General features: G+C 69.5%; 8 protein-coding genes. 4 read left to right on the top strand and 4 right to left on the bottom strand.

The window, feature by feature from the left end; genetic code table 11:
• Positions 1-207: 207 nt before the first annotated feature.
• From ACJA3G_RS16165 to ACJA3G_RS16175, 3 genes are all read left to right on the top strand, one after another.
• Positions 208-549: a hypothetical protein gene (locus ACJA3G_RS16165; RefSeq protein ID WP_406553681.1), complete on the top strand. Its 342-nt coding sequence runs from the start codon at positions 208-210 to the stop codon at positions 547-549.
• Between the two features lie 976 nt (positions 550-1,525).
• Positions 1,526-2,185 carry a hemerythrin domain-containing protein gene (locus ACJA3G_RS16170; protein ID WP_406553682.1) on the top strand — a complete coding sequence of 220 codons (660 nt, stop codon included), beginning with the start codon at positions 1,526-1,528 and terminating at the stop codon, positions 2,183-2,185.
• 67 nt (positions 2,186-2,252) lie between these two features.
• Positions 2,253-3,476 carry an MFS transporter gene (locus tag ACJA3G_RS16175; RefSeq protein WP_406553683.1) on the top strand — a complete coding sequence of 408 codons (1,224 nt, stop codon included), beginning with the start codon at positions 2,253-2,255 and terminating at the stop codon, positions 3,474-3,476.
• A 183-nt stretch (positions 3,477-3,659) separates the two neighbouring features.
• On the opposite strand, the gene ACJA3G_RS16180 is transcribed toward ACJA3G_RS16175, so the two are convergent.
• The 3 genes from ACJA3G_RS16180 to ACJA3G_RS16190 all read right to left on the bottom strand — a co-directional run bounded on the left by ACJA3G_RS16180 (position 3,660) and on the right by ACJA3G_RS16190 (position 6,337).
• Positions 3,660-4,547 (bottom strand): LysR family transcriptional regulator, encoded by an 888-nt coding sequence (locus tag ACJA3G_RS16180; RefSeq protein WP_406553684.1) that lies wholly within the window; start codon positions 4,545-4,547, stop codon positions 3,660-3,662.
• A gap of 450 nt (positions 4,548-4,997) precedes the next feature.
• Positions 4,998-5,936, bottom strand: a complete 939-nt coding sequence (locus tag ACJA3G_RS16185) for a hypothetical protein (RefSeq protein WP_406553685.1) — start codon at positions 5,934-5,936, stop codon at positions 4,998-5,000.
• Positions 5,933-6,337: a hypothetical protein gene (locus tag ACJA3G_RS16190; RefSeq protein WP_406553686.1), complete on the bottom strand. Its 405-nt coding sequence runs from the start codon at positions 6,335-6,337 to the stop codon at positions 5,933-5,935. Before ACJA3G_RS16190 ends, ACJA3G_RS16185 begins: the two co-directional genes overlap by 4 nt.
• Before the next feature lie 168 nt (positions 6,338-6,505).
• Here ACJA3G_RS16190 and ACJA3G_RS16195 point away from each other — a divergent pair, with 168 nt between their 5' ends.
• Positions 6,506-10,894: a CHAT domain-containing protein gene (locus ACJA3G_RS16195; protein WP_406553687.1), complete on the top strand. Its 4,389-nt coding sequence runs from the start codon at positions 6,506-6,508 to the stop codon at positions 10,892-10,894.
• Positions 10,895-11,052: 158 nt separating this feature from the next.
• On the opposite strand, the gene ACJA3G_RS16200 is transcribed toward ACJA3G_RS16195, so the two are convergent.
• On the bottom strand, positions 11,053-12,339 hold the full coding sequence (locus tag ACJA3G_RS16200) for an MFS transporter (protein ID WP_406553688.1): 1,287 nt from the start codon (positions 12,337-12,339) through the stop codon (positions 11,053-11,055).
• Between the last annotated feature and the right edge of the window lie 287 nt (positions 12,340-12,626).

Consider the following 12,626-nt stretch of genomic DNA (forward strand, 5'->3'; position numbering starts at 1 on the left):
GGCTGGGGCTGGGGTGTTGCAGGTGGGACCTGGTCAGAGTGGTCGAGGTGAGCGGCTTTCGGTGGCGTGGTGGGCTTCTGCTTGGTGGTCTAGCCGGATCTGATCCAAATCGGTTTTGGTAATGCGTTCGGTGCCGTCGAGGAACTCGGTGATCGCTCCTTGGCGGATGAGGAGGTTCGAGCTCTCGGTCCTCCTCGCAGCCCTTTGGTGGAGGGTGGGCCGCGTGGCGGGGGAGCGTACGACCGACTCAACGTCATTGCCGCCGCACCCGACTTCCACGGCTGCCGATACCTCGCCGCCGACCTCGCCCTGACGCAGCCGGAGCACCCCGGGCGCGAGGTCACCCGGGCCTATCGACGCACCGTTCAGAGCCTGTTCGCGGACGAGTTCACCGCTCTCGGGCACGCCCGCCCGCAGTTCGCCGCGCAGCAACTCCTACTCCTAGTCGACGGCCTACTCGCCGCCGGCGCGACACGTCCGGACCTCGTGCCCGCAGCCTCCCGTGAACTTGCCGAGCACATCATCGACGCGGGCGCCACGGGAGCGTAGGCGCGTTGGCGTATCGCTGCGTCGGCGTGTTCCCCTCAGGGCCGACACACACGAGGTCACCAATGCGCCACGCGGTAGCGGGACCGAAGAGGTCATCGCGATCGCTGCCAGTCCGACAGCTGGCGGGGTGAGGAACCGGCGGTTCGACCGGCGCGCTCATGGGGTGAGTGGTGGCCGTCCGGAAGAGGTGACGATCGCCGGTGTGGCCAACGACATGCGGGGCTCGCGACCGGCTGCGCGCTGAAAGCGGGATCGAGGCGCCGGTGCACGTTTTCGCCGCCTCCTTCGCCGGTGGCGCGGCCCGCGCTGCATGCTGTGTACCGGCCGCAGGACGTCGCGCGCCTGGTGCTGTTCTGTCTGCGGCTGGGCTATCCGGAGCGGTACATCACCGGCCTATCTCGCTTCGGAGGTCTTCTTGGCGGCGGTGGGCGCGCCTGCGCTGCTGGTCCACCGGACCAAGGACACGTTCGTTCCCGTCGAGTCCTCACGCAGGTACGTCCCCGCTTTCGCCGGGCCCATCCGGTTGATGGAACTGGACGGTGCACAGCATGGGTGCGCCGTGCGCGAAGACCTCGAGTACAGCAGACGCAGACGCAGGCGTGGCAGGCCAAGGTCATCGAGTGTGGTAGTGCTTTCCTCGTCGGCGCGCCCCTCTAGCAGGGCACTGCGTTCAAGGCCTGGCGCAGCTCACGGACGTCGGCCCTGTGCCCGCGGGCACGCAAAGGCGGGATGATGCGCCGGAGTTCACCCAGGACCTGACCGAAGGCCAGTGGCTGCTCGCCCATGTGCACCTCTTCGCCCGGGCGCCTTGCGGGAGCCGGAGGACGGACATTGATAACCGCTGAGTTATCGATCGGCTCACGAAGTCTGCGTTGATCCTTTGGTGACCCCGGGAGAGGCTGGTTCGTGTCAGGGACGACTCGTGCTGTCGGTTCCCGACAAACCATCGACATTGGCGCACGGGAGTGGGACCGACGTGAGCGAGAGGCTCGACATGACCGTGACGTACGCGGTGCACAACGCGTTGCGCAGGGAGTTAGGGCACGTCGCCCGGGCCGTCGCCGTCCATCGTGCCGATCTCCGGCGTGTGCTGCGCGTGGCCCCGGGCTGGGGGATGTTCCACAGCGCCCTGCACGCCCACCAAGCCGCTGAGGACGAGGCGCTGTGGCCTTCGCTGCGGCGGGCGCTGGCCGGTCGGCCCTTCGACCTGACGCGGCTTGAGGCGATCGAGGCTGAGCACGCCGCTCTTGTTTTCCTCATCGAAGCGGTCGATGACGGACTGGCCGACGTCCACATCGGGCCGGACCTTCTTGAAGAGCTCGTCGACTGCCTGGTCACCGGCCTCGACAAGCACCTCGACCATGAGGAGGAGACCGTCCTCCCGCTGGTTCAGGCGGTCTTGAGTCAGCAGCAGTGGGATCACTTCGGACGTGCCCATGCCCGAAAGATCGAACCGTGCGTGGCGGGGTTCCTGCCCTGGCTCCTGGACGGTGCCGACGAGCGGACCGTTGCCTCGGTCCTGGACCAGCTCCTTCCGAAGCACGCGCACCACGTGTACGTGCGCAGGTGGCGACCCCAGTACGAGGCGCTCGACCTGTGGGGGACCCGCTACTCCGCCGCCGTGACCCGACCGTGAGGTCCGCGCTCTCCACGTCCCTTCCCCGCACATTCTCCTCTCCCATCCCACCCTCCAGGAGTTCGTCTTGTCCACAGCCGAATCCGCTCGAAGATCCGGCGGTTCCGCGCCGACGTCGGAGCCTGGCTTCTCGGCTCCCTCCGTTCCCCTGCGCAGATGGCTCGCGCTGACGGCCGTGGCCGTCGGCACCTTCGCCATGGTGACCGCTGAGCAGTTGCCCATGGGGCTGCTCACTCCCATCGGCGGCTCGTTGGACGTCTCCGAGGGGACCGCCGGACTGTTGGTCACCGTGCCGGGTCTCGTCGCCTCCGCCACCGCGCCGCTGCTGCCCGTCCTCATCCGGCGGGCCGATCGACGCACGGTCCTGATCGCCCTGCTGGGTCTGATGGCCGTCGCCAACGTGCTGTCCGTCCTGACCTCCGACTTCGCCGAGCTGCTCGTCTCGCGGTTCCTCATCGGCATCAGCATCGGTGGGTTCTGGGCGCTCGCGGCCGGCATCGCTGTGAGCATGGTGCCCGGCGCTTATGTCGGTCGGGCCACCGCCCTTGTCTTCGGCGGTGCCACGGCCGCCAATGTGCTGGGTGTCCCGGCCGGGACACTGATCGGGGAGTACAGCAGTTGGCGGACCGCGTTCGCCACCGTCGGCGGCCTCGGCCTGCTCGTTGTCGTAGCCCTGCTTCTCTTCCTGCCGTCCGTGCCGGCCCGCGACCCCGTCCGGCTGCGCACGCTGGCGGCACAGTTCCGCAACCCGGCCGTCCGCACCGGAGTACTCACCACGTTCCTGCTGGTGGGAGGACACTTCGCGGCGTTCACCTTCATCAGCCCCGCCTTGCGGGACATCTCCGGCATCAGTCAGAGCATGGTCGGCCCGCTCCTCCTCGTGTTCGGCGTCGCCGGCATCCTGGGCAACTTCCTCGCCGGTGCGGTCGTGGGGCGCGATGTACGGCGGGTGATCACGATGATCGGCTGTTCGCTCGCCCTGGTTTTGGCGCTCTTCCCCCTCATCGGGACAAGCCCTTGGGGCGGGATCGTGCTGTTGATCGGCTGGGGGCTGGCCTTCGGCGGAGGCCCGGTGAGCGTCCAGACCTGGATTCTGCAGTCGGCACCCCGCGAGGCCGAGGCCGCCACCGCTTTGAACACCTCGGTGTTCAATCTGGCGGTCGCCCTCGGTGCCCTCTTCGGCGGGCTGGCCGTCGACGCCGCCGGCCTCGACGTCGCGCTCTGGGGCGCCGCAGCCGTCGGTCTGATCACCACGATCACGGTCTGGCGCACCCGGGGCACGGCGGCCTGACGCCGTCACGCGCCATGGCCGGGATCGGCGGTGGCCCCTGGGCGGACCCCCGGCAAAGGGCGGAGGTCGCCACCACGACCCGCCGTCCTGTGTGCGTCGTCGCCCGGGGACGCCGGCATCGTGGCTTCCACGAATTGACGGGGCCGCCCAGCGGTTGTCGCCACTGAGCACCGGGGCAGCGCGTCAGAACTGGAAGGCGCCGAGTTCGCGGACCGTGTCGGCGAGGGCGCGGATTGCCTCGTTCTCTGATTCGGTCCGCCAGACCAGGACATAGGACAGGGTCGCCAGGTCAGGGACGGGTATCCAACGGATGTTCGGCATGCCCCAGTGCCGGGTGACGTGGCTGGGGAAGCCGTGGATGGTTTCGCCCATGCCAACTTGGTTGATCATGTCTTCGGCGTTGTTCGTGGGCCGACCGCGCTCGATGAGCCGGCCCCGCGGTGTGTTGAAGGGGAGGTAGCCGTCCTCCCAGTATTCGGGGATGCCGGACGGCATCGCGTTCTGGAAGTCGGCGAACATTTCCAGCCGTACCGAGGTGCGCTGCGCGAGTGGGTGCTCGGCGGTAACGGCGAGGATCCGGGGGTCCCTCATCAGGACCGGTCCGACGGTGAAATCCGGTTCCTCGACGGGCAGCCAGACGACCAGGACGTCGAAGTCGCCGTTGCGGAGCCGGCCGAACGGGTCGAGATACACCAACTGATGGATCTCCAGTTCCCAATGGGGATACCGCGACCGGAAAGCCTTCCAATAGGAGTGCAGGTCAGCGACGTTGAACGGCATCATGCCGATACGGAGCCGGCCGGTGACGCCGCGGGCGGCCAGCCGGGCGCGTTCCATGGACGCGTGCAGGCCCGCGTAGACCGGCTGCAGGTCGTCGCGCAGTTGGCGCCCCACGGCGGTCAGGCGCACGGTGCGGCTGGTGCGCTCGAAGAGCGCGGCACCTATGCGACGTTCCTGCTTCCGGATGACCTGACTGACGCGGGCTTGGGAAACCCGCAGCCGTTCGGCTGTCCGGCCGAAGTGCAATTCCTCGGACAGCACCAGAAAGATCTCGATGTCACGCAGCTCCATGACGCCCCCGTGTCCGGCCCGACGCCCCCCGTGGTCGTTGAGCCCGGGAAGTATATGGCGATCATTCCCGATGGCTGAAACAGGTCCATCGTGATCGCCGTGCACCGCCTCGCTCGGTGCCACCGAAGGGGAGTGGCACGTCGGCGCGTTCGGGTCATACTGGGCACGAGCGGAGCACGGCCGCCTTGCACGACTCAGAACCCGTCTCCGCGCTCGCCACCCTCAACAAGATGCTCCACGGGCGCTACACCAGCGGCGACCCGCGAACTCATGCGGCAACCATGTCACTTCCGACCAACAAGCCGTGCGCGATTTCAGCTCCGGCACACGGTAGTCGGCGACCCCTGTCGAGGTACTCCGACGTGTTGACGAGTACGCAAGCGAGTGGTTGCCCGCGGGTCGGCCTTGCCAGCGGGACCAGGCCGGCCCGGGTAGCAGACCCCGTCTCCGTCAGTCCCCGGCCAGGGGTGGCGGCAGGGGGCTCAGCAGGCTCATGACCACGTCGCCGCTCTCGGCGCCCGTGCTATCGGCGTCGCTGACACCGAGGGAGGTCGCGAGCGCGCCGGTGTGGAGTCTGGCTGCGGCCTCCAACAAGGTGGCGTACGTGTCGGTTGCGGCGCGGATTCTGTGCCGTGCGACGGTGGCGAGTACCGCGGCCAGGACCGCTGCCGGCCACCACCACCAGGTCAGCGCGGCGTACAGGAATGCCCAGCCGCCGAGTGCGGTGGCCCGGGCCAGGTCCTGCCGGGCGTCTGTGATCTGGATGCGGGTCGTCTCAGGCATGGTCAGCCACAGGTGCGGCCACAGCGTACCCATGTCCAGGTGCCGGTCCCGTTTCAGGCGTACGGCAGCGGCGTTGATGCGGTCGCCGCTCCAGGACGGCCGTGCCGGGCGCTCGGCGGCGATACGGGCTCTCCTGTGCCAGGCCGCCAGCCGACGGTCTCGGTCCTCGTCGGTGACCGGGGCGCCGGTCGGCCCGGCAGCCCGGTACAGGGCGCTGTACTCCTCGTGCACGGCGTCCCATCGCGCCCGGCGCGAGGCGGTGCGCCGGGCGGCGAGATTGCGTGCCGGGAAGGGCCACTGGCCCCAGTCCGCAGCCAGCACCCCGCGCTCGACGGCGGAACCGAGAGCTTGGGCGGCCAGCCCGCCGGCCGCCGCGCCGGCCAAGATCCCGGCCAACACCAGCACTTGTCCCGCGGTGGTCGCCGCGGTCCCCGAATGAGACCAGGTGGTAATCCGGCCGCTGATGCGGCTGACGGCGAAGGGATGGGTCTGGCCCAGGGCGCGGGCGCAAGCGGCGGCGGCCAGATACAGCGCACCGGGCAGGACCAACAGGGTCAGCCAGCGCTCCGCCAGTTTCTGGCCCAGCAGGCCCAGAAAACCGGTCACTGCTGCAACTCGCCCCGGGCCAGCTCCATACCGGTCAGTGCACACTTGGAAACGGCTCCCGGACCCGGCTGGGCGAAGCGCGTGCAGGGGTACTCGCGCCGGGGGCAGCGCAGCACGGGCTCGAAGGGCCCCTGCTCGACCCCGACGGCGTGAACCAAGCCACGAACGCCAGCCTGGCCGTATACGCCCAGGGAGTCGCGAGCGGTACGCAGAGCGCGATGGATCTGCTCCAGGTCGGCGGCGACATCCGTGGTGCCGGTCGGATCGGTCAGTCTGGTCAGCGCCGCGCGTTGGTCGTCCGAGCTCTCGGCGATGGCCCGTTCGATATACGAGCGATGTTCGCAGACATAGGCGAGCCCTCGGGCGACCTGGTCGGCGGACCGACCTGCGGCCTGGTTCACGGCGATCCCCCCAGCGTCGGCCACCGGGCGCGGCCGGTCCGGCCAGCATAAGCCAGAGCCGTGTGGCTTTCGAGACGATCCAGTGATTACACAAAGCACTCTGATGATCACGCGCGGTGCCGATACGGTGGCGTCCGACACACCACAGGGACCGGGGTGGGGGACCGCATGGACCGCAGGACTGAGCTGGTGACGCAGGTCAGAGGGCTTCTGACCAAGATCCGGCAAACACGCGACTACACACTGGCGCTGGATCCCGGTGTCGACACTCTTGCCGAACAGCTGCGACAGGCCGGAGGTGGACCGGGCGACATCGAGTGCTGCCATACGCTCGGGTGGCTGCACTGGTACCGGTCTTGCGCGCTGCCCTACGGCGCGGATCAGCATGCGGTGGAACAGGCCCTTTCCTCGTTCGATCCATGCTTTCTGACCGGGAACCAGGACTTGCCGGAGGAAGTGATCCCCCACCTGGTGCAGCGTGCCGCGGTAAGCACGATGGAGCTCAGCCAACGGGCGCAGTTCTCGCCGGATCCAGAGCTGGTGACACAGGCCGTCCAACGGTGGCGGCGCATCATCGACGCCACAGCCCAGGATCACCCGAACCGTCCGGCTCTGCTCTCCGCCTTCGGTACGACCTTGCTGATGCGTTTCCAGCGAACAGGTGTGCTCGAAGACCTCAATGAGGCCATCCGTATGGACACCCTGGCACTGGGCATCATCCCTGAGAACTACTTCGAGGCCGCCAAGCTGTTTTCCATCTGCGCCGAGGCGTTACGGACCCGGTTCGAGTACACAGGCGTATCAGCCGATCTGAGCGAGGCCGTGCGCCTGGGGGCTTTGGCGGTGAAATCGACGCCGGAGAACCATCCCGATCGCCCGAGCATGCTGGCGAACCACAGCATCGCGCTGCTGGCCCGGTTCGGGCAGACCGGCGATCCGGCCGACTTGGACGAGGCCGTACGTCTGGGCACTCTGGCTCTGAACACCGCCCCCGAGAGTCACCCGGGCCGCACCATCATGCTGACCAACCTCGGTGGTGCGCTGCACCGGCAGTTCGAGCGCACCGGTGCGCTGACAGATCTGAACGAAGCCATCCGCGTAGGTACCCTGGCCGTCGAAAACAGCCCCGGTCACCACTCCGGCCGCGGCGTGATGCTGTCGAATCTCTCGAATTCGCTGCTTGCCCGGTTCGAACGCAGCGGCGCGCTCAGCGATCTGCACGAGGCCGTCCGCGTGGGCACCCTGGCTGTGGAGACCACTGCCGAGAGTGACCCCGGCCGCGCCACGTGGCTGTCCAGCCTGGGCAACGCGCTACGGACCCGGTATGCCCGCACCGGTGCGCTGGACGACCTGGACAAGGCGGTGGACATGGCGACCCTGGCTGTGGGACGCACCCCCGTAGACCATCCCGGCCGCCCCGCGAGGCTGGTCAGCCTCGCGGGCGCGTTGAAGGCCCGGTCCGAACGCACCGGCTCACAGGCCGACCTGGCAGAGTCCGTACGCTTGCAGACCCTGGCCGCCGAGGCCGCCGGCGACGACAGCCCCGACCGCGTCGCCATGCTGTCCAACCTCGCGGAAGCGCTGCGAGCCCGTTTCGACCGGACAGACGTTCTGGCCGACCTGGACCAAGCCGTGGAGGTGGCGGTCCAGGCAGTCGAGGCCACGCCCCCGGACCATCCCAACCGGGCCTTCATCCTGACCAATCTCAGCAGCGCGCTACGGACGCGGTTCCTGCGCACCGACGCGCTGCCGGACCTCTACCGAGCCGTGGAGGTGGCGACCCTGGCCGTGGAGTCCGCTGCCGACGGCCATCCCCACCGGGCCGGCATCCTGAATGACCTCGGTGCCGCACTGCTCGCCAGGTTCATGCGTATCGGCGGGCTGACGGACTTGAACGAGGCCGTGCGCATGATGACCCGGGCCGTGGAGACCACCGCCGACGACCATCCCGACCGCGCCAAATGGCTGTCCAACCTCTGCGCCGCGCTGCATGCCCGGTTCGAGCGCACCGGGGCGCTCGCGGACCTCGACGAAGCCGTACGCATGGGCACCCTGGTCCTGGTGAGCCTTCCCGAGGACTACCCCGGGCGAGCCCTCACCATGGCCAACCTGGGCAACGCGCTTCGGACGCGAGCCATACGCACCGGCGCACTGCCCGACCTGGACAAGGCCGTGCAGATGGGGGGCCTGGCCGTGGCAGCCACCCCTGACGGCGATCCGGACCGCATCAAGTGGCTGACCAATCTCGGCGCGGCCCTGGTCACCCGGTTCGAGCTCACCGGTACGCTGACGGACCTCGACGAAGCAGTACGCGTGGGCACGCTCGTCCTGGGGGCCCTCGCCGAGGACCACCCCGACCGCGCCACCCGGATGTCCAACCAGAGCATCGCGTTGACGTCCCGGTTCCAGCGCACCGGCGATCCGGCAGACCTCGACGAAGCTGTGCGCTTGGGTGCCCTGGCCGTGGAGAGCGGCTCCGACAACCGTCCGGAACACGCCAGGATTCTGTCCAACCTCGGCGTCACCCTGCGGACCCGGTTCGGACACACCGGCGCGTCGGCCGACCTGGACGAATCCGTGCGGGTGGCCGCCCTCGCCGTGGCGGCCACCGCCGAGGACCACCCCGCCCGTGCCCTCATGCTGACCAACCTCAGCACCTCGTTGCAGACCCGGTTCGAGCAAACCGGCGACCCGGCCAGCCTGGACGAGGCCATCCGTGTCGCGGCGCTGGCCGTGGAGACCACCGCGGACGACCACGCCGACCGTGCCCTCATGCTCACCCTGCTTGGCAACGGGCTGCGGATCCAGGCCGAGCGCGGCGCCGACCCCGAGGCCGCGGAGCAGGCCGCTGACCTCCTCGAGCAGGCGGCCTCGTTGCCCTCAGCACCTCCGACCGACCGGATCCACGCCGCGCTGCAGGCGGGGACGCTAATCGGGGTCACCGACCCCGGCCGGGCCGCCGATCTCTTCGAACAGGCCGTACGCCTGCTGCCCGAGATCGCTTCGGACCGACTGCTCCGTGACGACCGCCAGTTCGCGCTCAGGCGCTTCAGCGGCCTGTCCTCCGACGCGGCAGCGTTGGCGTTGCTCGACACCTCCAAGCCCGAAGGCCAGCGGGCCGAGCGGGCTCTGGCGCTGTTGGAGGCCGGGCGTGGAGTGCTGCTCAGCCGGGCCATGGGCCTGCGCAGCGACGTCACCGACCTTCAGGCCGAACACCCCGAACTGGCCCGCAGGCTCACCGAGCTGCGCACCTTGCTGGACGCCGAGTCCGACGGTCGTCTCGTCACCGCCGACCCGGCCGACGGCGCGGTGGCCGGCAGCACCCGCGCCGAGTGGGCGGTCGAGCTGGCGGCGGTCCTGGAGCGGATCCGAGCGCTGCCGGGCTTCGAGTCCTTCGGCCTGCCACCGTCGATGGAACAGCTGCGAGTCCAGGCAGCGGCCGGGCCGGTCGTCAGCTTCACCGTCAGCTTCCACCACAGCGCGGCCCTGATCCTCACCACCGACGGCGTCACCGCGGTGCCACTGCCCGGCCTGACACCGGAGGCCCTGGTCGAGCACATCGACGTCTTCCATCGTGGGCTGGACGACGTCCACGGCTCGGAAGACGTGGGCCGCGAAGCGAGTCAGGCCTTGCTGAACACGCTGGCCTGGTTGTGGGACGAGGTCGCCGAACCGTTGCTGGACCACTTGGGGCACCGCCACCCACCGCTTCCCGGTGCGGCCTGGCCACGGGTGTGGTGGGCCACCGGCGGCCTGCTGGGACTCATGCCGCTGCACGCCGCCGGACACTACGAAGACGAATCCGACCCGGGCCGGCGGAGGGTGGCCGATCGTGTCGTGTCCTCCCACACTCCGACTGTTCGGGCCCTGGGCCACGCCCGCCGGCCCCGCCCGAACGTCACGGCGGCGTCCTCACTGATTGTCGCCATGCCCACCACCCCGGACCTGCCCGAGGAGCTGCACGGCGCAGAATTGCGGTACGTCCCCATGGAGGCCGCGCGCCTGGCCGAGCTGCTGCCCAGCCCTGTGACGCTCAGCGGCCCGCAGCAGGGCGCGCCGGCGCAGGCCCCGCCGACGCGGGAACGCGTCCTCGCGGAGATGTCGGCCTGCACGATCGCTCACTTCGCCTGCCACGGCGTCAGCGACGCCGACAACCCCTCGAACAGCCGTCTTCTGCTGCACGACCACCGGGATCATCCGCTCACCGTCGCGGCCCTGGCTCCGGTCGACCTACACACGGCACGCCTGGCTTATCTGTCGGCGTGCAACACTTCGGCCAACCACGCCGCAGACCTGCTGGACGAGGCGATCCACCTGGCCGGGGCCATGCAACTGGCCGGCTACCCACACGTGATCGGCACCTTGTGGCCCATCAACGACGAAACCGCCGTCGATGTCGCCACCGGGTTCTACACCGCGCTGCGGGGCGCGGCCGGAGACCTGAACGTCGAAGACGCCGCGATCGCCCTGCACCAGACTCTCAGAACACTTATTGAGGAGCAGGAGATTCACGCGACACCGTGGCTGTGGGCGCCCTACATCCATGTAGGGGCCTGACTGTGGCGCCGCTCGCTTTGAGTGTCACCGCATGGTCTCCTACTTCGGTTTCCCCTTCAAAGTCGCACCGGGGCAAACACCAGGGCCTGCCGAAGTCGACCATGTTCGCGTCGGTTTAGGCAGCGGGTGAAAGCCTCTGCAAGGACACTGGCGGGGTGCTATCCGGCGCGTCCTTGGCTGAGCGACCTCGGCTCGGCGGTCTCGGCGCGGGTGGGCGGCAGGGCATCGACCGCCGTGGTGAACACGGCCTCGGGCGGCAGGCGCCGCTCCAGGGCGAGCAGCATGGCAGCCCCCGCCGTCGAGCTGGCGGCCAGCACCAGCCAGGGCAGCCGGCCGTCGAGCGTCAGCAGCCCGGTGAACAGGGATGGGGCCAGGGTCTGGGACAGGGCCCACGACAGCTGATAGGTCGCCAGGTAGCGGCCACGCGCTTCGGTGGGAGCGGCGCTCACTGAAAGCGCGCCCGCGCTCGGGCTGTGCACCAGCTCGCCGATGGTGTAGAGGACCAGCAGTCCGACCAGGCCGGTCATCACGCTCTCGCGGGGCATGGCGCCCAGCAGGGCGTAGCCGAGGAAGGCGGCGGCGAAGATCAGGGCGCCGACCGCGGCCACCCGGGTGCGTCGGGTGAAGCGCCGGCCGAGTCTGCCGACCGGTACGCCGGCGAAGGCGCAGAGCGCGGTGTTGACGGCGAACAGCGGACCGGCCACCGAGGCGGGCAGATCGAACTGGGTCACGGCGTACACCGGCAACAGCACACTGAGGGCCGAGTACCCCAGGGCGATGAGGAAGTTGGCCACGGTGAGCCCGGTGTAGGGGCGGTCGCGCAGCACCGCGCGGTAGCCGGCCCGCTCTCGGTCGGTCGCCAGGCGGGCCGGGTGCGGTGTCGTGATCCGTAGCGCGAAGAGTGCCGCGATGAAGAAGGTGGCCGCGTTCAGCCAGGCGACCGCCAGGAAGCCGCCGTCACCGCCGAGTTGGACCAGTCCTGCGGCGAGCAGGCCACCGGCGCCGAGACCGGCGTTGTTCACGCTGCGGGCGAGTGCCATCAGCCGGTCCCGGTGCTCCCCCTGGGCGAGGTCGCCGATCAGGGCCTGCTGGGTGGCGGGGAACGCCTGGGCGCCGGCCGCTGTGAGGGTGGCGACCAGGGCGAAGACCGGCAGGCTGGTGCCGAGCGGGAAGGCCAGAAAGCCGAGACCGCGGATCAGGTAGAGGACCAGCCGCACCCGCCGGGCGCCGAACCGGTCGACGGCCCAGCCACCGACCGGCATGGCCCCCATCGCCAGCAGTCCGGCGACCGTCAGGACGGTCCCGATCGTCGCCAGTGGCAGGTCGGTGATGCGCTGGAAGAAGACCAGGCTGAACGGCACGTACATGCCAGTGCCCACCGCGTCCACCAGCATCCCGGCGATCAGGTTCTGCTCACCGGGCAACCGGCGGTCCTTCGCTTTCATTTTTCTCTCCTCAAGTCGACTGCGCTGTCTATGGATCGAGGCCTCGTGGGGCCGGGCGACGCCCGTGGTGTCGGTGCGGCCGATGGTCTCGACGATCGGACCGCCGTGAAGCCGACGTCCGGGCGCGCGGTGGTTCGCAGGCCTGGGTCGGGCCGGCGGCTGGGGGATTACCGCGTTTCCTGCCGGGGGCCGTTCTCGCCTGCCCGAGGTGGCGGGAGCGGGGATCGGGAGAGCTGGTGGCGTCAGCCACGGTCGCCTCCCGCCAGCTCCGAGGGGACGTACGGGCG

It is taken from the genome of Streptomyces sp. YS-3 (assembly GCF_045257485.1).
Taxonomy (GTDB): domain Bacteria; phylum Actinomycetota; class Actinomycetes; order Streptomycetales; family Streptomycetaceae; genus Streptomyces.